Annotated in this window: 25 protein-coding genes; 14 read left to right on the top strand and 11 right to left on the bottom strand. The window is 60.3% G+C overall.

Going from position 1 to position 19380, the window contains the following annotated elements; all coding sequences use genetic code 11:
* The first annotated feature begins 324 nt into the window (after window positions 1–324).
* Both WKF55_13790 and WKF55_13785 read left to right on the top strand, forming a co-directional pair.
* A complete protein-coding gene (locus WKF55_13790; GenBank protein MEJ7760651.1) occupies window positions 325–2094 on the top strand; it encodes a hypothetical protein in 1770 nt (589 codons plus the stop codon).
* A complete protein-coding gene (locus tag WKF55_13785; protein ID MEJ7760650.1) occupies window positions 2094–2564 on the top strand; it encodes a hypothetical protein in 471 nt (156 codons plus the stop codon). Before WKF55_13790 ends, WKF55_13785 begins: the two co-directional genes overlap by 1 nt.
* A gap of 160 nt (window positions 2565–2724) precedes the next feature.
* Here the strand turns inward: WKF55_13785 and WKF55_13780 are convergent, their stop codons facing one another.
* The 6 genes from WKF55_13780 to WKF55_13755 form a co-directional block, all read right to left on the bottom strand.
* Window positions 2725–3234 (bottom strand): hypothetical protein, encoded by a 510-nt coding sequence (locus tag WKF55_13780; GenBank protein MEJ7760649.1) that lies wholly within the window; start codon window positions 3232–3234, stop codon window positions 2725–2727.
* Between the two features lie 35 nt (window positions 3235–3269).
* On the bottom strand, window positions 3270–3761 hold the full coding sequence (locus WKF55_13775) for a hypothetical protein (protein MEJ7760648.1): 492 nt from the start codon (window positions 3759–3761) through the stop codon (window positions 3270–3272).
* A gap of 107 nt (window positions 3762–3868) precedes the next feature.
* Window positions 3869–4573: a hypothetical protein gene (locus WKF55_13770; protein ID MEJ7760647.1), complete on the bottom strand. Its 705-nt coding sequence runs from the start codon at window positions 4571–4573 to the stop codon at window positions 3869–3871.
* A 229-nt stretch (window positions 4574–4802) separates the two neighbouring features.
* Complete coding sequence (locus tag WKF55_13765) at window positions 4803–5168, bottom strand: type II toxin-antitoxin system VapC family toxin (GenBank protein MEJ7760646.1); 366 nt, start codon at window positions 5166–5168, stop codon at window positions 4803–4805.
* Window positions 5165–5386: a ribbon-helix-helix protein, CopG family gene (locus tag WKF55_13760; GenBank protein ID MEJ7760645.1), complete on the bottom strand. Its 222-nt coding sequence runs from the start codon at window positions 5384–5386 to the stop codon at window positions 5165–5167. Before WKF55_13760 ends, WKF55_13765 begins: the two co-directional genes overlap by 4 nt.
* Window positions 5387–5446: 60 nt before the next feature.
* Window positions 5447–5884, bottom strand: a complete 438-nt coding sequence (locus WKF55_13755) for a sulfite exporter TauE/SafE family protein (GenBank protein ID MEJ7760644.1) — start codon at window positions 5882–5884, stop codon at window positions 5447–5449.
* On the opposite strand from WKF55_13755, the gene WKF55_13750 reads away from it, so the two are divergent.
* The 4 genes from WKF55_13750 (at window position 5883) to WKF55_13735 (ending at window position 8044) form a co-directional block, all read left to right on the top strand.
* The gene (locus WKF55_13750; protein ID MEJ7760643.1) at window positions 5883–6269 is read left to right on the top strand and encodes a VOC family protein; all 387 of its coding nucleotides are present in this window, start codon (window positions 5883–5885) and stop codon (window positions 6267–6269) included. The genes WKF55_13755 and WKF55_13750 overlap by 2 nt on opposite strands.
* The gene (locus tag WKF55_13745; GenBank protein MEJ7760642.1) at window positions 6266–6682 is read left to right on the top strand and encodes a DUF2784 domain-containing protein; all 417 of its coding nucleotides are present in this window, start codon (window positions 6266–6268) and stop codon (window positions 6680–6682) included. Before WKF55_13750 ends, WKF55_13745 begins: the two co-directional genes overlap by 4 nt.
* A gap of 98 nt (window positions 6683–6780) precedes the next feature.
* A complete protein-coding gene (locus tag WKF55_13740) occupies window positions 6781–7560 on the top strand; it encodes a class I SAM-dependent methyltransferase (GenBank protein MEJ7760641.1) in 780 nt (259 codons plus the stop codon).
* Between the two features lies 1 nt (window position 7561).
* Window positions 7562–8044: an isoprenylcysteine carboxylmethyltransferase family protein gene (locus WKF55_13735; protein MEJ7760640.1), complete on the top strand. Its 483-nt coding sequence runs from the start codon at window positions 7562–7564 to the stop codon at window positions 8042–8044.
* Window positions 8045–8119: 75 nt separating this feature from the next.
* Here WKF55_13735 and WKF55_13730 read toward each other — a convergent pair whose 3' ends face one another.
* Window positions 8120–8941, bottom strand: coding sequence for a lysozyme inhibitor LprI family protein (locus tag WKF55_13730; GenBank protein ID MEJ7760639.1), 822 nt, complete (start codon window positions 8939–8941; stop codon window positions 8120–8122).
* Window positions 8942–9028: 87 nt separating this feature from the next.
* On the opposite strand from WKF55_13730, the gene WKF55_13725 reads away from it, so the two are divergent.
* On the top strand, window positions 9029–9643 hold the full coding sequence (locus WKF55_13725) for a histidine phosphatase family protein (protein MEJ7760638.1): 615 nt from the start codon (window positions 9029–9031) through the stop codon (window positions 9641–9643).
* 121 nt (window positions 9644–9764) lie between these two features.
* Here the strand turns inward: WKF55_13725 and WKF55_13720 are convergent, their stop codons facing one another.
* Window positions 9765–10394 (bottom strand): outer membrane beta-barrel protein, encoded by a 630-nt coding sequence (locus WKF55_13720; GenBank protein MEJ7760637.1) that lies wholly within the window; start codon window positions 10392–10394, stop codon window positions 9765–9767.
* A 391-nt stretch (window positions 10395–10785) separates the two neighbouring features.
* Window positions 10786–11082: a hypothetical protein gene (locus tag WKF55_13715; GenBank protein ID MEJ7760636.1), complete on the bottom strand. Its 297-nt coding sequence runs from the start codon at window positions 11080–11082 to the stop codon at window positions 10786–10788.
* Window positions 11083–11178: 96 nt separating this feature from the next.
* Between WKF55_13715 and WKF55_13710 the strand changes: the two genes are divergently transcribed.
* Genes WKF55_13710 through WKF55_13700 form a run of 3 tightly spaced genes read left to right on the top strand, consistent with a single transcriptional unit; the run spans window position 11179 to window position 14483 of the window.
* A complete protein-coding gene (locus WKF55_13710; GenBank protein ID MEJ7760635.1) occupies window positions 11179–12354 on the top strand; it encodes an aromatic ring-hydroxylating dioxygenase subunit alpha in 1176 nt (391 codons plus the stop codon).
* Between the two features lie 7 nt (window positions 12355–12361).
* Window positions 12362–12838, top strand: a complete 477-nt coding sequence (msrA, locus tag WKF55_13705) for a peptide-methionine (S)-S-oxide reductase MsrA (protein MEJ7760634.1) — start codon at window positions 12362–12364, stop codon at window positions 12836–12838.
* A gap of 10 nt (window positions 12839–12848) precedes the next feature.
* On the top strand, window positions 12849–14483 hold the full coding sequence (locus WKF55_13700) for an amidase (protein MEJ7760633.1): 1635 nt from the start codon (window positions 12849–12851) through the stop codon (window positions 14481–14483).
* A gap of 29 nt (window positions 14484–14512) precedes the next feature.
* Here the strand turns inward: WKF55_13700 and lhgO are convergent, their stop codons facing one another.
* Together lhgO and WKF55_13690 are read right to left on the bottom strand one after the other, a co-directional pair.
* Window positions 14513–15739: an L-2-hydroxyglutarate oxidase gene (gene lhgO, locus WKF55_13695; GenBank protein MEJ7760632.1), complete on the bottom strand. Its 1227-nt coding sequence runs from the start codon at window positions 15737–15739 to the stop codon at window positions 14513–14515.
* A 30-nt stretch (window positions 15740–15769) separates the two neighbouring features.
* Window positions 15770–16546: an enoyl-CoA hydratase/isomerase family protein gene (locus WKF55_13690; protein ID MEJ7760631.1), complete on the bottom strand. Its 777-nt coding sequence runs from the start codon at window positions 16544–16546 to the stop codon at window positions 15770–15772.
* Between the two features lie 147 nt (window positions 16547–16693).
* Between WKF55_13690 and paaA the strand changes: the two genes are divergently transcribed.
* From paaA to paaD, 4 genes are all read left to right on the top strand, one after another.
* Window positions 16694–17662 carry a 1,2-phenylacetyl-CoA epoxidase subunit PaaA gene (gene paaA, locus WKF55_13685; protein ID MEJ7760630.1) on the top strand — a complete coding sequence of 323 codons (969 nt, stop codon included), beginning with the start codon at window positions 16694–16696 and terminating at the stop codon, window positions 17660–17662.
* A gap of 108 nt (window positions 17663–17770) precedes the next feature.
* The gene (gene paaB, locus WKF55_13680) at window positions 17771–18088 is read left to right on the top strand and encodes a 1,2-phenylacetyl-CoA epoxidase subunit PaaB (GenBank protein ID MEJ7760629.1); all 318 of its coding nucleotides are present in this window, start codon (window positions 17771–17773) and stop codon (window positions 18086–18088) included.
* Window positions 18085–18837 carry a 1,2-phenylacetyl-CoA epoxidase subunit PaaC gene (gene paaC, locus WKF55_13675; protein MEJ7760628.1) on the top strand — a complete coding sequence of 251 codons (753 nt, stop codon included), beginning with the start codon at window positions 18085–18087 and terminating at the stop codon, window positions 18835–18837. The genes paaB and paaC overlap by 4 nt, the downstream gene beginning before the upstream one ends.
* Window positions 18838–18865: 28 nt before the next feature.
* Window positions 18866–19378: a 1,2-phenylacetyl-CoA epoxidase subunit PaaD gene (gene paaD, locus WKF55_13670; protein ID MEJ7760627.1), complete on the top strand. Its 513-nt coding sequence runs from the start codon at window positions 18866–18868 to the stop codon at window positions 19376–19378.
* Window positions 19379–19380 lie beyond the last annotated feature (2 nt).

Here is a 19380-nt window from a genome sequence, read left to right as displayed (position 1 = left end):
GAGCAACGCATCGCCGGTGGGTAGAGCTCGCCCGGACAAGCCGGGCAGCGCCGATGCAAACCGCGGAACAAGACGAATGAGAACTCTTTCTTTTGACCCCTTACAGAAGGGGACATTTCTAATGGCGTAAGAACGAGGACATTTCTAATGGTGGTTGACAGTCGTCAAAACGCCTATTGCGATCCGTTTCCCATCGCCCTACCATGTGGGTGGCAAAGGCCCTTGTTGGAGCGCAGCCTTCGTGACCGGTCCCAACCGCGCGGTCTAGGGGCCCGCACTCAGTTGTCGGTCACGCGAATCATTCACGCACCATTCGGAAGCACGATGCTCAGTTTCCACGCGAAAATGTTTCGAGCCGCAGGAGCGTCACCGCGCGTTCTCGCCATGGTCACGCTGGCGGGGATTTTGTTCCTTGGCGGCTGCAACAAGGACCAACCGACTGTGCCTCTCGCGCGGGTCGGGGGTGAACGCGCCGTAACTGGTGTCCTTCAAAGCATTCCGGCGCTGAAACCCGGCGATGCGGCAGCGGCTGATTCGATCGCCAAGGCGTTAGCCCTTACGCTCGCAGACGGGGCAATTCGGCGCCAGCTCTTCGAGGATCTTCGCGACAGTCCCTTTCCGCAGCACCGGATACATCTCGCGAGCTACCTGAGCGGTCCGCGTGGGGAGGTGCTCGCGCGATCGGTCGCTACCCGTGCAGGGATTTCTGTAGCCCAAGCGGTGGCGTTAGCCAGTACGCGAGGCGGGTTTCAGCTGATCATGCCCAGAGCCGTCGACCGGATGAACTGGACAGGGACCGAAGATATTGCCATAAAGGGGCTTCCGCGTACGCTCCGCGAGAGGCGCGAGAAGCTGCGCACGAATCCAGCCGTCGAGATAGCGCACACTATACAAGGAGTGCAACTTCCGCACGGCATCCTCACCAACTCCGACTATCCCTTTCTGGAGATAACTCCAGCCGACATCGACTTCGGGCCTACCCCGGAGGTGACCCGTCACGCGGCAACGCGAAAGGCCCGACCAACCATCAGCACCCCCGAGGAGGAGATCGCGCTCTTCCGACAACGGGGTGACAGCTCGTTGCGCGCTTCAGGGAGCTCCGGTACGATGATGGCGAGCGCGTGCGACGATCCCACGGTAATTGTGGAATGCGAAGGCGAGACAAGCGGCGGCGGAGGGAGTGGCCCGAGGCCGATGGGTGTGACACTCCCGAGCGGCAAGACCTACACTACGTGTTTCCAACCGGGCGGATTCGACCAACTTAGCGACGGTGACCAAGATGGGGTGGACGATGCCTGCGAGTACGAGTTGGCATTTGCGTTCAGGCCTCAGACTGTGCTGATGACTCATGACTGCGATTGGCTGCGGCAACCGCACTTTGCCGTTCGACAGAACTACTCCCCGTACTTTGGCGGCGTGATCGTCATCTTTTACGCAATCTCGTACCACTATGATTGCGGCCCGCCTTTCGCTTGCCCCGACGCCATCGCGAACTGCCGGCCACACAACGGCGACTCCGAATGGATCGTCCTTGAGGTGGGCCCCTCGGCAATCGGTGTAGCGGGCCCGTGGTCCCTCAAGTACGGAACTCTGTCATCACATTGGGGAACCGCGAACGATCAGACGGCCGGATACGAGGCGTCGGACCTGGAAGATGCACAGGGTTCGCCTGGGTTTGGTGCACCCAGGATCTGGGTGTCGGAGGACAAGCACGGAAATTACAGGACGCGAAACTCGTGCAACGGCAGTGGTTTTTCGATATCGATTCGTGTGACTTTCCCCAGGACTATTACCACACGCTGCACTTCAGTGCCATTCAGAATCTGGGGCAAGGTGGACCGGGGCGGGAATTCATCGGTTCGTACCCCGCCAATCCTGTTTACGACAGGATTTCATCCAACGGCAACGCCGAGTATTTCTGGACGGATGTGGAGAAATTTTGTGGCTGGAATTACTACAGTTCCTATCCATGTGCGGGAGCATACTTCGAAAGTCTCCGCGCGTTTGGTTTTGGCGAGTAATTTTGCGCGGTTTCGAGACGTACTCGCCTGCGCAATGCGAGGGGCGAGTGGCCCGCAGACCTCGATCGCTTAATGCGTAACATTTGGGCTCTATCTGCGGCACTGGCCCTCGGCGCTTGCCTGACGTCACCATTTGCCCCGGATCTTTCCTCGGTTGCCGGACACTACGACCTTGAACTGGTCAATGGCGCCCCGCTGCCGGTGCCGCTTGCCGGCGGAGCTTGCCCTTTAGGCATCGTAGAGGGTGACATATCGCTCGCCCCCAAAATCATAAATCGCCGTCCGCTATACACCGTCGCCGTCTACACCCGCTACCTCTGCGAAACGTCACGACTACCACCGCTCGACTCCAGCAGCATTGTCTCTGACTTCGGAGGCTGGTCTCTCGACGGAGATCGCGTTGAGTTTCGATCGGAGAAGGGATTCGACACGTACAGAGTCCGCCCGGTACAGCCCACGCCCAGTGGAACGCTCGGGCCGGTACTCATCCTGACGTTTAACGCCCGCACCTATTCATTTCGGCGCACGCGTCCGGACAGGTGAAGGCGGAAATAGTTTCAAGCGCTCTGCTCCTTTGAAGCCTGTTTGCTGCGTCGCCCGACGCTTGCGCATCCTTGCGAACGAAGGCAATGTAGTCGGTAGGTATTGGGCACCTCACGACTTCCTCAACGGCAGTCGTGAGGCCTCCCGCTGTACGGTCAAATTATCCCTCTGGCCGCCCCGGCAACAATTGCTCCAGCGCGAGCCGCGTCTTGGGCAAGAGCCGGTTTTCGTCGAAATATCGCGTGACGATGGTCATTGCCTGCTCACTCGTCGCAATGTTCAGATACCTGAGCAGGTACCGCACATCATCAAGGTCGTGAAATTCCGCGCCGAGTCGCAGTGCGGCGCACTTCATCGCGAGAAGATACTCGGGCCGAGCGACGAAAACGCGCAGATGCGCAAGCTCCAGGAAAGGGTCGAACTCTCCGTGTGGGCTGAGGTAGCCCTTCACTGAATCGTTGAGCCATGTAGCCGGCACGCCCGCAGCAATCGCCACGTGCGCGGCCGCTTCGCGCACTACCTTAGCGGGCCGGAACAGCGCATCAACATCATGCGTCGCGTCACGGGCGTTGAACGCCAGACACATAACCGCGCCGCCGACGAGGAGGAGCTCGCCTACTGTCGATTGAGCCGCGAGCTTGCCGTCGAGCATCTCGAAAAGGCGATGCATGTCCGCTCGTGTGAGGCGGATTGAGTCGCTGGCCATCACACGCGGTCGCCGATGCTCGAATCGACGAACAGGTTCCGCCGCTTGAAGGGAACGGGCGCGGCCAACAGGAGGTGTGAGCGAAGCGCTTTGAGTTCGCTGGCAAAGTACGGTTCGGCGAGAGGCGTCACTTCGCGTACCCATTGAGGTGGAGCTGCCCGTTTCCGGGAGCATGCCTGTTCGACCATTGCAGCCACGTAGTTCTGGAGCAATTGCGAGAGGCCGGCCAGGTCGGCGTACCGCAGCGACTCGGCGATCTGCGTCGTCAGGAGATCGCTGAGGAAATCGTTAAGCGCCGCCAGGCCCAGGCGTGAGTCCGGATTGTCTCGGAGGGCGCGCAGGAGGTTTTCGAATCTTGCGCTTTCAGAGGGAAGGGAGCGTGACAGGATGTAGCTCGAAAGGTCCTGGTTCGCGCGCTTCGCCAGCCGCCGCAGTGCCGTCTTCTGCCCTGCCGTGACGCGAATCTGAATCTGCTGGCTCTTGATGCCCATCCAGGGATTGTGGCGTATTGGCCGGAGTTTGTCAATACACGTGTCATGACAGCGCCGCCAGGCCAGGAGACGCCTTTACGTCCCCCGCGGCGCACCCGCAGTCAAGGTCAATCACCTCTGCGACTCCCCCTCCTGTCCGGCAACCCCGCATCGAGCGCCATCCGCGCCTCGTGCGGCACGATCGGCAACCTGAACTCCGTCTGCCTGTTCCATCCCAGCGACTGCGCCCTCACGTTCACGGTCGCGGAATAGGCATCGGCGGGATCGCCGAAGGGATCCTTCTTCCAGAGATACCCGCCCAGAGTGAGACGCGAGGTGATCCGCAAACTTGCCATGGAAGTGTGAGTAGTAAGGGCGACAAACGCTCCACCGCCTTCGCGGGCAGCGCGAGAGAGCCGCACCATCTCAGGTCCGGCCGGCTCCGCACCAGCAAGTACCACCAGCGCAAATCCACCGCATCTCAGCAGCTCCTCGCTGCACCTGAGAGAGTTCCTTCGGTTTGACGGACGAACGAGCACCGGCCCCTCCTCCCAGAACTGGCCGGCAATGGTACCGAGTCCATCAATCCATGCGGCCCGCTCCCCGGCTCTGACGGTGGTGTGACAGGCGGCGCGCAGAATTGCGGTCGCCCCGCCCTGAGGCATCCATACCGAGAGCCGCCCCCGGGGCAGTCCCCCACCTGGGAGAATCGCATCAAGCCCCCGAATCCCCGTCGCGACTGGATCGGCAGTGTGATGCGTAAGCGGCGTCGCATCGGGAAAGCGTTGCTCGAGAAGCGAGCGAAGGTCGACAAGCGAGGCGGCTGAGGTCATGGGCGCTGACGTAGTTTATCCCGAACAAACCCCGAAGACAAGAGATGTGTGTGAAGTGAATAATTCGGCCGGCGTAACACCGGTGGTAACTGGCCACCATCCGGCGTTTGGCGCGCTGTCATCGAACGCATGGAAGGTGCCTGGCTACCCGCCACATCGATCACCATTTCAGGCAGTTCGGAATCTGATCCGCACAAACGCATCGGCGTGATCTCTCCCGCCGAAACAGTCACATCCTGTAGGGAATTCTTATTGAGGGGTGCCGCGGCGGAAAATCACGAGTGTTGCGGGTCACAAGGATCGTTCCCAGCCGGTACGCCGTGGCCCAGATAATTGCGTCGGGAAGTCTGAGATTGTTCTCGCGCCGGATTGCAACTGCCCGTTCAGCAACACCTTCGTCCACGGGATAAACCGAGAATCGCCGAAGGAACTCCCTGATGCTCGATTCCTCGTCCGCGTCAGCGACCCCGACGAGAACTTCCATCCACGTCACAAGGCTGATAAAGGGCTCGTCGATCGAACCAATTTCTGTCTTCGCTTTCTTCGAGCCGTTCAAGTAGTCGATGAGAATGTTCGTGTCGAAGACCGCTCTCACCCGCGCCACTCGTTGCGAATGGAGTCCTCATGCGCCAACGGATCGACAGGCTTCGATTTCCAGACGCCAAACGCAGCGTCAGTGCGCGGTGTCGTGCGTCGAGCGAGGTACTCTGTCAGCGCCCAGCGCACCGCTTCGGCACGTGATATCGCATGCCGCTCAGCTTCTTCGTCCAGGCGGCTAAGAATATGTTCTGGAATCTCGATGATCGTTCGCATAATGTCATCATATAACGTTATCATTCATCAAGCAATGCCGACAAGCTGGCCCTCCCTCCATCATGTCCACCATATCCGCGCGGCCACGAGCACCAGAAAGAGCGAGAACGCGCGTTTGAGCTGCACCGGAGAAAGCTCATGAGCCAGCCGGGCACCAATCCAGACACCAACCACCAGGCCAAGGGCGATCCATAGCGCTGCGCTGATGTCGAGATTTCCTTTCCTGTAATATTCCCACACGCCGAGAATACCTACTGGCAGCAGCAATGCGGCGAGCGAGGTCCCCGTTGCGGCGATTGGGGCCATGCCGGCAATCAAAATCAGAGCAGGGACTATAACGACTCCGCCGCCAACGCCGAAAACTCCAGAGAGAATGCCGGCGAAAAATCCGATTGCGAGAAAAATCAGCGTCACAAGCGACTCCTGCACTGGTTGACCGGACGATGGATACCGCGATGCATCCCCATCATAATCACTTTTCGAGGACTCTGAATTCATGGCGAATCAATCCCCTTTTTTTATCGGCCTGCGCACCGTCATCTACGCCGCCCCCGACATCACCCGGGCGAAACAATGGTACCAGGACGCCCTCGGCATCCAGCCCTATTTCGATGAGCCGTACTACGTTGGATTCAACGTCGGCGGCTTCGAGTTGGGGCTCGATCCCAACGCGGGTACGGGCGGTGCGGGAGGGGCTACGGCCTACTGGGCAGTGAACAATGCCGACGAAGCTCTCGAACGCCTGCTGAGCTCGGGCGCAACGATGTCAAATCCAGTGAGCGACGTGGGGGGCGGGATACGCGTGGCAACCGTAATGGATCCGTTCGGCAACCGGCTCGGTATAATCGAGAATCCTCACTTTGACGCGACCACCTCAAAATGATTTCAGTGCCTCGTGACGACCGGCGTCCGCTGACAGAGCCTGTGCCGGACGGTGCGGTGAGCTGGCGGATTCTCGCTCGAGGAATTGCTGGAATTCATATCGCCTATGTGCTCTTCGTGATTGCCGGCAGCCTGCTGGTCCTGATATCACCGGCGTTGATGTGGATTCACCTGGCGGCAGTGGCGTGGGCGTTCGCAACCATGACGTTCAACCTGGGCTGCCCGCTCACACCATGGGAAAAACAATCGTGGCTTCGCGGCGGCCGGGTACCATACGACGAGGGATTTTTGCAACACCACATCCTTCGCTCCCGCTTCGACCCCGCCCACAGCCGGCGAAATCACATCGTGCTCGGCGCACTGGTACTGCTGATCAACCTCCTTGTATACGCGCTGATTTTCAGCGAGCGTTGACACAGCGACTCCAGATGCGTGCGGCACGTAAATGACGACGACCCGTTTTTGCAGGTGGTCAGCAGATTGCGGATGACATGGCTGATATGATTCCAACAATGTGCAAACTCGTTGTGGTCGCGGTGCTCACGCTCTGGACAGGCTCCGCTGGCTGTCGGCGCGAACCTGCACCGACGGTCGAGAACGGCGCCGCGGGTGCTACTCCGATTCCTGCGGCGGCGGCGCCGTCCCTCCCCGCGGCTGCATTCCCGAAACCGGATCGTCCCGTCGCCTCCATCGTGTCAGCGACATGGGACAACGAAGACGCGCGCGATCGCGTCGGAGAAGCAGATACTGTGATGGCTCTGCTTGGAATCAGCACCGGTATGGGCATCGCAGACATCGGCGCGGGTAGTGGCTACTACACCGTGCGGCTCTCGCCTCGCGTCGGCACTGCCGGGCGAGTGTTTGCGGAAGACATCATGCCCAATTATGTGAGAGATCTCACAAAGCGGATCGAGAAAGAGAAACTCGCGAACGTGCGAGTCATACTGGGCTCGTCCGACAATCCGCGGCTGCCGCCGGCATCGGTGGATCGCGCCTTGTTTGTGCATATGTACCATGAGATCGACCAGCCATACGCACTGTTGTACAATCTCCATCCCTCATTGAAGCCCGGTGCGAGCGTCGGAATCGTCGATGTCGATCGTCCGACTTCGTCGCACGGTACTCCACCGGCTCAGCTCAAGTGCGAAATGGCCGCTGCCGGTTACGATCAGACGGCTTTCCACACGCTGGCGGTTGGCTATCTCGCGGTGTTCAAACCTTTTAAGCAAAGTTCACCTGAAGAGGTTCGCGCTGCGATCGGGAGTTCCCGGTTTCGGCAGCGCCGCTGCTGATATGAGTAATCCAGTGTCCGGGAAGGTTCGTGACAACGCGGGGGTCGTTGCACCTCCGCCGCTGATCGTCGCAATTCCACTCATCGCCGGGTTGGCCGCGAACTGGATGCGGCCCCTTCCGATCTTCTCCGGAGCCACCGGCCTGTGGGCAGGAATCACGCTTGCCGTCGCGGGCCTGATTCTCATTGCCTGGGGAGTCGTCGAGTTCCGCCGCGCCCGTACGGCGGTTGTTCCCTACAGTCCGACGACCGCGATTGTCAGCAGCGGACCCTTCATGTTCACACGAAACCCGTTGTATGTCGGATTCGTTCTTATCTACGCAGGCGCATCACTGGTCGCGAACACATTCTGGCCGTTTTTCCTGCTGCCACTTGCAATCCTGGTGCTCCAGAGGGGCGTCATCGAGCGCGAGGAGAGCTATCTCGAGGGGAAATTCGGAGCCGCGTATATGGAATATAAGGCCCGTGTTCGGCGGTGGATTTAGCGAATAACAAGCTGAGCGGGTTGGATGCGCCGACGACGCCCTCCAGTGCCCGCGGGCTATGTGCTGAATCAGCTATCAGCTGTCCGTTAGCCGGCTGAACTGGTCGGCCAGCTCGGTGGAGCGCCGCCTCGAGAATTCCCCGAGGCACCGTACACGCGGCGGAGCCCAGAGCCGGCCCTCGCGGCCACGGCCTCGCCGGCGACACTCGGTGTCGCGATAAACCAGCCAGGAACGTTGCCCAACGCGTAACCGCTGAACCGAAGGCGGATCCTTGTCTCCATTGCCGACACCCTCCCGCCGGCGCATCTCGGTAATCAGTGCGCGATAGATGCGGTTCAGGCGCATGTCGGTAGACGCAAGGCTCGCACGGACACAGGTCTGTTGATCGGCAAGCGACGGCGAATTACACGCAGCGGTCCCGCTTCTCCGAACGGCTGGCGCCTCAGGCGCGTCAGCCGTTTCAGGCCGCTCAGACTCGGGAGCGGCGGGTGCGGGACGGGGATTATTCGGGACGGGAGGGCGCTCGGGAGCTTCAACCGCAACCCTGTCGGTGGTACGCGGGCTCGTCGCCGGCGTGCGCGCGGCGGGGGGAGGCAGCGAGAGCGCTGGTCGCGAAGCCGTCGGGCGACGGGTGGGCTCTGCCAGATCGGCGTCGACCAGTGCAGTGTCATCGGTAGGGGATTGGTCCCCTTCACCCGCTGGCCGATAGGCACCGATGGAATCCACGAGAAGTGTATCCCGGTTGGCGAGTGCCAGATCGGCCGCGAGTGCCGAGTCTGCGGCAATGTCGTCGGACGTTTTCGATGCACGGCCGCCGTCGCACGCTACAATCCCAAGCAGCGCGCACAGGGCCAGCGAAGCGAGGACTTTATTTGAACCAGATTGCGCGTGTTTCATCGTAAGCCTCGAAAAGGCAGATACTGCAAGGGACCGGCACCTGAGACGCTTGCGTACCCATGCTCATGAAGGTATTCAGGAAGGCTAATGATAATCTCCAGATCCTTCCGTGCAACGCGCCTGTCCATCATCTCCCTCGCGCTGGCGCTCGTTGCAGGTTGTGCGCCCGCTACTCCGCCAGGAACTCTTCCAGACAGCCGCACGGAAACGACTGTCTATCTTGTCCGGCACGCGGAGAAGGCTGCGGTGAAGGAAGCCAACAGCGATGTCGATCTGAGCACCGCGGGTTACGCGCGGGCTGATTCGCTTGCTGCCCAGCTTCGGGAAGCGGACATCGACGTCGTCATCACAACTCAACTCCGACGCACGCGTCTCACCGGGGGGCCGATTGCCGGGTTGCGCCGCATTACACCCATTACCGTGTCGGTGGGTTCATCTGTTCAGGCTCACGCGGAGAGCGTGGCGGTCGCGGTAAAGCGTCACCCGGGCTCGCGAATTCTCGTCGTCGGCCACAGCAACACAGTTGGTCCCATCATTGCGGCGCTTGGCGGAACCGATGTGGGCGACCTCTGCGACAACGAGTACTCGAACCTTTTCATTCTTACGCTGGCACCACCGTCACCGAGCCGTTTGCACACCGGCAGCTTCGGTGCGCGGGACGCCCCCGGCAATGGAACGTGCGTTCCGGTCCGGTCGAGATAATGTGGGAGGAGAGCTCGTCAGTTCACTAAAGCAAAATTCGCCTGCCCCACAACCCGCGGGCAGGCGAACTTGAAAAACACTGGAAGGCTGAGCTGCAACTCCAGGCTATCCTGCGAAGCTCTTAAAACCCGAGCTTCAACCCAGCGCTGAGCGCAACGTTGTGCGAGGTCTTCGGATCGTAGTCGATCGTCGTTGCCTCAGCAAAATCAAACTTTCCGATGTAGTCTTTCGCCGCGAGGCGCAGTCCGATATTCCGGCCGAGCGGCACATCGACGCCGATGCCCGCGTTGAAGGCGAGATTGGTGGCGCTCCGGCTGAAACCGGCAACATCGATGTCATACTTCATCGCTCCTGCTCCAAGCTGCAGAAAAGGAATGATGGAGCGCTCTGCGAAGCCTGCGGGCGCACTGAACTGCAATCCCGCGTCGTAGAGCAGAACGTTGCTCTTTCCAACGGATACATTGCCGAGCACGGGAATTCCCGCGCGCAGATCGGGTTCGGAGTACGCGACATTGCCCAGGATCGATATCGTCCTGCCGAGGGGGAAATTGATCTGCGCTCCGTAGATCGGCGCGCTGGCCGTCGTCAGGTTGGAATTGAGCGGCCCATCCGCCACCCCGTCGAATCGCATGTATCCTGCGTATGGAGAAATCGACATTGCGGGAGTGCCGAACCGCTGCGCATCCGCTGAGTTTGCGGTGAGCATCATGGCACTGACAATAGAGACAATACCGACAAATTTTCTGATCATAAGGAGACCCTCCGGGTCACTGAGTTGACGGGGCCTATCAAGGCACAAGGAAGGCCGGGGCGCGGAGAGGGTAACCTCGTGCTCACAAGTCATTGGCATCACGTGACTTGAATGCATAAGGGCGGCAGCGGCGGCGGGCTCGTTGTCACCTGCCCCGGACAGGCTTCTGTCCGGGGCGTCATCGAAGCGGGACACCCACCAGCCGAAGATCGAGCCGAGGAAATCACTCAGCTGAAAAATCAGTAGCGAAAGAATCACTCAGCCGAGGAAATCACCTCGGCGAGACAATCACTCACCTTAATGAATCACTGAGCTGACGGAATCCTCCGTCCGGGGAATCACTTGGCTGAGGGAATCACCAATCCAGGCGGATTCCCTCAGCCAAAAGCGATCACCCGCCCGACGTAATCGACGGATAAACCCCGGATTTCACCTCTCGCGACCCCGCCGCAACGCCCGCGGCGACACTGATGGCGAAAGCAATCGCAGTACCCAGTCCGACGATCGGCAACAGCCCCGTAACGACCATCGCCAGCAGGTAAGCACCGATGCCGGCGATAATCGGCGCAACTGGCTTATGCGCGCCGTCGACATACCGCAGTCTGTCGCGAACAAACCGCTTGGCGAAGCTGAAACCTGCGATCGCCGAGATGGTGGCGATGACGAATGCAATCAAGCTGAATATCATTGTGAGCCTCCGTATGGTTGATCTTACGTCGCCGGGGGGTGGAAGTTTCGCCCCGGAAGGGTAATCTCATCAAGGCACTCTTCGGAATTGCAAGCGATGACAGTTCAGACGCCCGGCACCTGCCAGGAATGTGGCGCGCCGTCAGTTCGGCGTATAGAAATAGACCGCGATATCCGTGCGTCGTCCACACTCCCGGCGGCGGTGTACTCGGACCCCGCGTTCTACGCGGTGCAGAAGGAGCGAGTATTCGCCCGGAGTTGGCAGTTTGCTGGCGATTCGGCGCGGGTAAAGGCACCCGGTCATGTGCTGCCATTCACGCTTCTCGACGGCTGTCTCGACGAGCCGCTGGTGCTCGCGTCTGACGAGAACGCGAAGCTCAGATGCCTTTCGAACGTGTGTACGCACCGCGGCGCCCTCGTCGTCGAGGGCGAGGGACATCTGAAAGGATTCCGCTGCAGATACCATGGCCGGCGGTTCGCTCTCGACGGGTCGTTTGTATCGATGCCGGAGTTCGACCAGACGGCAAATTTCCCCACGGTTTCCGACAACCTTCCCGAGCTGCCGCTAAATAGATGGGGTCCCATGCTTTTTACAGCGCTGTCGCCCGCCGTGAGCTTCAATGACTGGATGGCTCCTGTGAATGCACGCGCAGGCTGGATGCCGCTCGAACAGTTCCGGCGAGACGCGGCATCGTCGCATGACTATCTGATCAACGCCAACTGGGCGCTCTACTGCGACAACTACCTGGAAGAGTTCCACATTCCGTACGTGCACCAGAGCCTGTCAGCGCAGCTCGATTACAATGCCTATTACACTGAGACCTTTCCGCACGGCTCGCTTCAGATGGGGTTGGCTAAACCGGGCGAGCCGGTGTTCGATCTTCCGGCTGACCATCCCGACCACGGGCAGCGAGTTGCCGCGTTCTATTTCTGGCTGTTCCCGAACCTCATGCTCAATTTCTATCCGTGGGGGCTTTCCCTCAACGTGATTTCCCCACTCGGCACGGCACGAACCCGCGTTTCATTTGTATCATATGTGTGGAACGAGTCGCTCCGGGAGCAGGGAGTCGGCGCAGATCTCCACGTTGTCGAAATGGAAGACGAAGAGGTGGTCGAATCAGTGCAGCGCGGAGTCAGCTCCCGGCTCTACGACCGTGGGCGCTTTTCCGCGCGCCGGGAGGTCGGCACTCACCATTTTCACCACCTTCTGGCGCAATACATGAACGGTGATTCTCACAGCGACACGGCTGGCAACAGCGAACTTCAGAGGTAATTCAGGTATGGAAAGCAAGGCGACATTTGGTGCAGGTTGTTTCTGGGGTGTGGAAGCGGCATTCAGGCAGCTTCCAGGGGTTCTTTCGACGTCGGTTGGCTACCTCGGTGGCACGATGACGAACCCCACCTACCGGGATGTATGTTCCGGCCGGACTGGCCACGCCGAGGTGGTGCAGGTGACCTACGACTCGGAGAGCATTACGTACGACGACCTTCTCACCGTGTTCTGGGATAACCACAACCCCACCACGATGAACCGGCAGGGGCCCGACATCGGCACCCAATACCGCTCGGCGATTTTCTATCACGATGACGAGCAGAAGGCCACAGCAATTTCGTCGAAAGATGAACGCGACCGCAGCGGCCGCCTGGGGAAGCCGATCGTTACTGAAATCACGGCGGCGACGGAGTACTACGAAGCCGAGGACTACCACCAGCAGTACCTCGAGAAACGCGGAATGTCGAGCTGCCACATCGGCTGACGGTCGCGTGATGCGGCGGCGCGACTTTCTTCGTTCCACGGCAATCACCGGCGCGCTCGCTTTCGGCGGCGCGCCCTTCGCGCGTGCGGACGAGTCTCCGCCGGAAGTCGATGAGAATCGAAACACCCTCGCGTTCGACCTCGACGAAATGACTATTGCCGGCCTGCAGCGGGACATGACGACCGGCAAGCGCTCCGCGCGCTCGATCACGGAGCTGTACCTGGCGCGGATCGACGAGCTCGACCGCCGAGGCCCGGCGCTCCGCTACGTCATTGAATCGAACCCCGACGCCGTCGCGATTGCAGTAGCGCTCGACAACGAACGCCGGCAGGGCCGTGTCCGTGGACCGCTGCACGGCATTCCAATCCTGCTCAAGGACAACATCGACACAAAGGACCGGATGACCACCACCGCCGGATCCTATGCGCTCGAAGGTTCGATTCCTTTACGCGACGCATTTATTGCGCGACGGCTGCGAGACGCGGGCGCCATTCTCCTCGGCAAGGCGAATCTCAGTGAATGGGCGAATTTCCGCTCTACACATTCATCGAGTGGATGGAGCGCACGGGGTGGCCAGGCGAAGAATCCTTACGCGCTCGACCGCAATCCGTGCGGATCGAGCTCTGGCTCTGGCGGCGCCGTCTCGGCCAACTTCTGCGCTGTCGCCGTGGGCACCGAGACCGATGGATCAATCGTCTGCCCCGCTTCGGCAAACGGGATCGTCGGAATCAAACCGACCCTCGGGTTAGTAAGCCGCTCCGGGATTATCCCCATCGCGCACAGTCAGGATACAGCGGGCCCGATGGCGCGCACTGTCACCGATGCGGCAATCCTGCTGACTGCCCTCGCGGGGCAAGACAGCCGCGATGCAGCCATGCTCGAAAATCGCGGAAATGTGCGGATCGACTATACCCGCTCTCTCGACCCCAATGGATTGCGCGGCGCAAGGATCGGTGTCGCACGCGCGAAATTCTTTGGCTACAGCGACGCCGCCGACCGCATCGTGAACGGGGCCATCGAAGAGATGAAGCGGCGTGGTGCGGTGATCGTCGATCCGGCTGACATCCCGAACGCTGGCAAGTATGACGACACCGAATTCGAAGTGCTGCTCTACGAATTCAAGGCTGATCTGAATGCGTATCTGGCTTCACTTGGTCCGACCGCACGTGTTCGAACACTTGCCGACATCATTGTCTTCAACGAGCGCGACCGCGCGCGCGAAATGCCGTGGTTCGGGCAGGAAATCATGCTGATGGCGCAGGAGAAGGGCCCGCTCAGCACACGCAAATACCGGGATGCGCTGGCACGCAACCGGCGGATGTCTCGCGCCGATGGTCTGGATGCTATAATGAAGCGTCACCGGCTCGATGCGATCGTGGCCCCCACAAACTCTCCCGCGTGGACCACCGACCTTATCAACGGTGATCACTACCTCGGCTCGAGCTCCACTCCAGCCGCTGTTGCCGGGTATCCCAACATCACCGTTCCGGCGGGGTTTGCACACGGGCTACCGGTCGGCATTTCGTTCATGGGGCGCGCATACAGCGAGCCAACACTCATCAGAATTGCATTTGCATTCGAGCAAGCGACAAGACGCAGACAGCGACCCTTATTTGTGCCGACCCTTGATGCAGTAAGAGGTTGAACACGAACACAGCCACTCGTTCGCGGTTTTTACAACGTCATCCTTCCCGTGACTTTTCGCAGATTCGGCTGATCGGGCAGCGAATCTGCAACCGCGATGCCGATTTCAATCGACGCGGTCGCGGCCGGCGATGGCGCGTTACACACATGCATGGATCGGACGCCAGGCACCAGGAGAAAATCGTCGACCAGTTTTCCGTCAGGGAGTAACGCCTGGGCACGTACCCCCGCATGCGTGGGGACGACGTCATCTGCGGTGATTTCAGGGATGAGGCGCTGAAGGCTGCGGACAAATGCGGCCTTGCTGAACGACCTGATAATTTCACGGCGGCCCTCCGCATGATGGCGGCGGGCGAGACGCCAGAATCCGGGATACCTGAGGGTCTCGAGCGAATCGCGAAAGCTGAAGTCGCTTTTCAGATACCCTTCACGCATCAAGCCGGGTACGGCGTTCGGCCCCGCGTGCACGCTGCCGTCGATCATCTTCGTGAAATGCACGCCGAGGAAAGGGAAATCGGGATTGGGCACGGGGTAAATCAGCGTTCGCACGAGGTGACGGCGCTCGGGCCGCAGCTCGTAATACTCTCCGCGGAACGGGACAATGCGCGCGCCGGGATCTACACCAGCCATTCGCGCAATGCGGTCGCTGTGGAGACCGGTGCAGTTGATGAGGAAGCGGGCTTCGAACGTTCCGGCTGTCGTTTCGATTTGATGACTGCGTGAGTCGGCTCGCAGTGAAACGACCTCGCTGCTCAGGCGGAGCTCGCCGCCATTCTCTTCGACGATACGGGCGTATGCGCGAGCGACTGCGGCGAAGTCCACAATGCCCGTGGACGGAACCCGAATTCCCTTCAGGCAGCGCACATGAGGCTCGACCTTCGCGACTTCGTCGGGGCCCATGCGGTGCACTTCAACTCCGTTCTCGACTCCACGCTGGTAAAGCGTTTCGAGCAGCGCCAGCTCAGCTGGCTCGGTAGCGACAATGACTTTCCCACAGATCTCATGAGGGATGTCATTCGCCCTGCAGAACTCCACCATCGAGCGGTTGCCCTCGCGACAGAACCTGGCTTTGAAGCTGCCGGGGCGATAATACACACCCGAGTGAATCACACCGCTGTTGTGCCCCGTTTGATGCGCGGCCCAGCGGTTCTCCTTTTCGATCACCACGATTCGCGCAGTGGGAAACCGCTGGCCAAGCGCCATTGCTGTCGACAGACCGACAATCCCACCGCCGAGAACGGCGAAGTTGTACATCATGCGTCGTTCAGCGCGGTCTGCACGCGGTGCTCACCCGCTCCGTCGCCCGACGGCCCTGCTGGTGAAGTCAGACATCGCCAGCGCCCCGCTCGTCGCCGCTCTCGTCGCCAGGAGATCAACCCAGTTTTCGGTTCCTTCCCAGAGCACTCGTTTAAGCTGCGCCATTGCCTCGGGATTACTCGATCGAAGCATCTCCACCCGCTTCATGACGGCCGCATCGAGCGACTCGACATCGGGTTGTAACTCTGCGTACAATCCATGTCCGTGCGCCCAGGCTGCGTCCCGCCAGTCGGCGTCTATCGCCATCGCGCTGAATGCACCCATGCCAATTTTCTTCTCGATGCTGGGCCCGATGATGAACGGTCCAAGACCCACCGCGAGCTCGCTAAGTCTGATCGATGCGCCTTCAGCGGCAATCGCGTAGTCCGACGCTGCCACGATTCCAACGCCGCCGCCAACCGCTTTTCCATGCACTCGTGTCACGATGAAGCGCGGGCAGCGAATCATCGCGATGATCAGATTCGCAAATCCCATGAAGAACCGGCGACCATCCTCGGGCCCTGCGAGCGCCTGGAGCTCCGCGAACGACGCCCCGGCGCAGAAAGCACCGGTGCCTTCGCTTTGAAGCAATATCACTCGCGCATCCGGATCGTCGCCCGCAACACTAATTACCCGCGCCAGCTCGGCCAGTGTGACTCCCGGCATGGAGTTGCTCTTCGGATGCGAGAAAGTAATCGTCGCAACCCCATTTGTTGTTTCGGAGCTCACTCGGCCCGCTTCAACTGTCAGCTGTTGGTCAGTGTTCATGGTGTGCGTAAGGAAAGTCGTTGAGCAGAGCCTGGGAAAACGCGGAAACCCGATCCGTGGACAAGATAGCGGGGTAACTTTCAGCAGTCGGCTCCAATACGTTTAAATCCGCATCGCCAATTGCCGTCCTGCTTCGAGGAAATACCAATGAACCAGCAGTTACCCAGCCCCAGCGAGGAAGCACTCAATCGCGCCTTCGAGGCTCGCATTGACGCAGGCGAGACAATCGAACCGAAAGACTGGATGCCCGACCGCTACCGCACCCAGCTTATCCGGATGATGTCGCAGCACGCGCATTCCGAAATAGTCGGCATGCTGCCCGAGGGCAACTGGATTACCCGCGCGCCTTCGCTCAAACGGAAGATGTCGCTCATCGCCAAGGTGCAGGATGAAGCGGGTCATGGCCTCTATATCTACTGCGGCGCCGAGACGCTGGGAGTCGATCGTTCGGAGCTCGTCGATCAGCTTCTTTCGGGGAAAGCGAAGTATTCGAGCATCTTTAATTACCCGACGTTGTCGTGGGCTGACATGGGCGTGATCGGCTGGTTCGTGGACGGTGCGGCGATCGTGAATCAAACGGTGCTCGCCAAGGCCTCATATGGTCCGTACGCGAGGGCGATGATCCGGATTTGCAAGGAAGAGAATTTCCACAAGAAGCAGGGCTATGAGATCATTGCCACCCTTGCCCGTGGCACTCCGGCGCAGAAGGCGATGGCTCAGGACGCAGTGAACCGGTGGTGGTGGCCGTCGCTCCAGATGCTCGGGCCCAGCGATAAGGATTCGCCGAATACCGCCGAGTTGATCAAATGGCGCGTTAAGCGGAAGACGAACGACGAGTTGCGACAGCGGTTCATCGATCTAACCGTGCCGCAGGCAGAGGCTGTGGGGCTGACGCTCCCCGATCCCGATCTGAAATACAATCCCGAAACCGAGCATTACGATTTCGGCGCGATCGACTGGGACGAGTTTTGGGCGGTGGTTAAGGGTAACGGTCCGTGCAATCGCGAGCGGTTGCAGGCGCGGCGGGATGCGCACGAAAACGGGCGGTGGGTGCGTGAAGCCGCTGAGGCGTACGCGGCTAAGCACGAGCGTGCGGCGCAGGCGAGCGCGGCGTAGTCGGCGCTCATGGCAGAGGCGAGGGACGGTAAGGGAGAAACGCCGTTAATTGGCGTCGCTCCGGGCGAGTCGAATGCAGCGAATGGAGCGAGCCCGGTGTCCGACACTATCGCGCAGAGCGACCACGCTTCAGCGCCGAGCGGTGGAAGCCAGTGGCCGTTGTGGGAGGTTTTCACTCAGAAGACCGGCGGGGTTCCGCATGAGCACGCGGGGAGCGTGCATGCGTCGGACGCGGAGACGGCGCTGCAGAACGCGCGCGATGTGTATGCGAGGCGTGGTGGAGTGGTCAGTCTATGGGTAGTTCCGTCGAACGAGATAGTGGCGTCGAAGAGTGAAGACGCCGGCCCGTTGTTCGACCCGGGGGCGGACAAGATTTATCGTCATCCGCAGTTCTACAAGATTCCGCGCGGCCTGAAAGGATTTTGAGCGACTCGTTATTCGAGTACCTGCTGCGTCTCGCGGATGACCGGCTCGTGCTGGGACACCGGCTCTCCGAGTGGTGCGGGCATGGGCCGATCCTCGAGGAAGACATTGCGCTTGCAAATATCTCGCTCGACCTGATAGGCCAGGCGACGCTGATGCTGAAGCTCGCCGGCGAAGTCGAGGGCAAGGGGCGGGATGAGGATGCGCTGGCATACTTCCGCGAGGCGGTGGATTTCCGGAACCTGCAGCTTGTTGAGCTTCCGAACGGCGATTACGCGTACACGATCGTGCGGCAGTTCCTGTTCGATGCGTACAGTTATCATGTGCTCGAGCAGCTTCAGCAGAGCTCACACGCGGAGCTGGCGGGTATTGCCGCGAAGGGATTCAAGGAAGCGAGGTACCACGTGCGTCACAGCAGCGAGTGGATGTTGCGGATGGGCGACGGTACAGAGGAGAGTCATGCCCGCGCGCAGAAGGCGCTCGATGATATATGGCGATTCACACCTGAGATGTTCGGCGCGGATGCGATCGATGAAGAGATGCTCGCCGGCGGTGTCGGATCCGATCTTCGTGCAATCAAGCCAAAGTGGGATAGCGTTGTGACGGATGTCGTGACTCGCGCGACGCTCGCCGTCCCCGCCGACTCGGCAATGATTGGCGGCGGCCGCAAGGGACGTCACACCGAGTACCTCGGTCACATGTTGAGTGAGATGCAGATCGTGGCGAGATCGCATCCCGGTGCGGAGTGGTGATGAGGGGACGCGCAGGGGCGGAACGGTGATGCAGCGCACCGCGACGCGCGAGTCCATTATGGAGATTCTCACCGAGGTCAAGGATCCCGAGCTTCCGGTGATCGACATTGTCGAGCTTGGTATCGTGCGCGATGTCGTGTTCGACGAAAACGGCGTAAGGGTTGACGTGACGCCGACCTATTCGGGATGTCCGGCGATGGAGGTGATCGAGCGTGACATTGTCACGACGCTAAATGCGCATGGGTTCGGGGACGTGCGGGTGCGAACGACTTTCTTGCCGTCGTGGACTACGGATTGGCTGACCGATGCAACTAAACAAAAGTTGAAGGACTACGGGATTGCTCCGCCGGGTGCGGTTGAAGCATCGCGGGGGGGGATCGCCGAGCTGGTAACACTGCGGCGGGCGAGGCCGGCGGCCGAGTGTCCGTACTGCGGATCAGCGAATACCGAGGAGCGGAGTGAGTTCGGCTCGACCGCGTGCAAGGCGATTCATTTCTGTAATGGGTGTCACCAGCCGTTCGATCGGTTCAAAAGTTTGTAATT

Source organism: Gemmatimonadaceae bacterium (assembly GCA_037721215.1).
Lineage (GTDB): Bacteria > Gemmatimonadota > Gemmatimonadetes > Gemmatimonadales > Gemmatimonadaceae > UBA4720.
This window is presented reverse-complemented; position numbering and strand designations above follow the sequence as displayed.

Excerpts from the sequence above, each read along its gene's own strand:
- WKF55_13790 (MEJ7760651.1), top strand. The coding sequence starts at position 325 with ATGCTCAGTTTCCACGCGAAAATGTTTCGAGCCGCAGGAGCGTCACCG.
- WKF55_13785 (MEJ7760650.1), top strand. The coding sequence starts at position 2,094 with ATGCGTAACATTTGGGCTCTATCTGCGGCACTGGCCCTCGGCGCTTGC.
- WKF55_13780 (MEJ7760649.1), bottom strand. The coding sequence starts at position 3,234 with ATGCATCGCCTTTTCGAGATGCTCGACGGCAAGCTCGCGGCTCAATCG.
- WKF55_13775 (MEJ7760648.1), bottom strand. The coding sequence starts at position 3,761 with ATGGGCATCAAGAGCCAGCAGATTCAGATTCGCGTCACGGCAGGGCAG.
- WKF55_13770 (MEJ7760647.1), bottom strand. The coding sequence starts at position 4,573 with ATGACCTCAGCCGCCTCGCTTGTCGACCTTCGCTCGCTTCTCGAGCAA.
- WKF55_13760 (MEJ7760645.1), bottom strand. The coding sequence starts at position 5,386 with ATGCGAACGATCATCGAGATTCCAGAACATATTCTTAGCCGCCTGGAC.
- WKF55_13750 (MEJ7760643.1), top strand. The coding sequence starts at position 5,883 with ATGGCGAATCAATCCCCTTTTTTTATCGGCCTGCGCACCGTCATCTAC.
- WKF55_13755 (MEJ7760644.1), bottom strand. The coding sequence starts at position 5,884 with ATGAATTCAGAGTCCTCGAAAAGTGATTATGATGGGGATGCATCGCGG.
- WKF55_13745 (MEJ7760642.1), top strand. The coding sequence starts at position 6,266 with ATGATTTCAGTGCCTCGTGACGACCGGCGTCCGCTGACAGAGCCTGTG.
- WKF55_13740 (MEJ7760641.1), top strand. The coding sequence starts at position 6,781 with ATGTGCAAACTCGTTGTGGTCGCGGTGCTCACGCTCTGGACAGGCTCC.
- WKF55_13735 (MEJ7760640.1), top strand. The coding sequence starts at position 7,562 with ATGAGTAATCCAGTGTCCGGGAAGGTTCGTGACAACGCGGGGGTCGTT.
- WKF55_13730 (MEJ7760639.1), bottom strand. The coding sequence starts at position 8,941 with ATGAAACACGCGCAATCTGGTTCAAATAAAGTCCTCGCTTCGCTGGCC.
- WKF55_13725 (MEJ7760638.1), top strand. The coding sequence starts at position 9,029 with ATGATAATCTCCAGATCCTTCCGTGCAACGCGCCTGTCCATCATCTCC.
- WKF55_13720 (MEJ7760637.1), bottom strand. The coding sequence starts at position 10,394 with ATGATCAGAAAATTTGTCGGTATTGTCTCTATTGTCAGTGCCATGATG.
- WKF55_13715 (MEJ7760636.1), bottom strand. The coding sequence starts at position 11,082 with ATGATATTCAGCTTGATTGCATTCGTCATCGCCACCATCTCGGCGATC.
- WKF55_13710 (MEJ7760635.1), top strand. The coding sequence starts at position 11,179 with ATGACAGTTCAGACGCCCGGCACCTGCCAGGAATGTGGCGCGCCGTCA.
- msrA (MEJ7760634.1), top strand. The coding sequence starts at position 12,362 with ATGGAAAGCAAGGCGACATTTGGTGCAGGTTGTTTCTGGGGTGTGGAA.
- WKF55_13700 (MEJ7760633.1), top strand. The coding sequence starts at position 12,849 with ATGCGGCGGCGCGACTTTCTTCGTTCCACGGCAATCACCGGCGCGCTC.
- lhgO (MEJ7760632.1), bottom strand. The coding sequence starts at position 15,739 with ATGATGTACAACTTCGCCGTTCTCGGCGGTGGGATTGTCGGTCTGTCG.
- WKF55_13690 (MEJ7760631.1), bottom strand. The coding sequence starts at position 16,546 with ATGAACACTGACCAACAGCTGACAGTTGAAGCGGGCCGAGTGAGCTCC.
- paaA (MEJ7760630.1), top strand. The coding sequence starts at position 16,694 with ATGAACCAGCAGTTACCCAGCCCCAGCGAGGAAGCACTCAATCGCGCC.
- paaD (MEJ7760627.1), top strand. The coding sequence starts at position 18,866 with ATGCAGCGCACCGCGACGCGCGAGTCCATTATGGAGATTCTCACCGAG.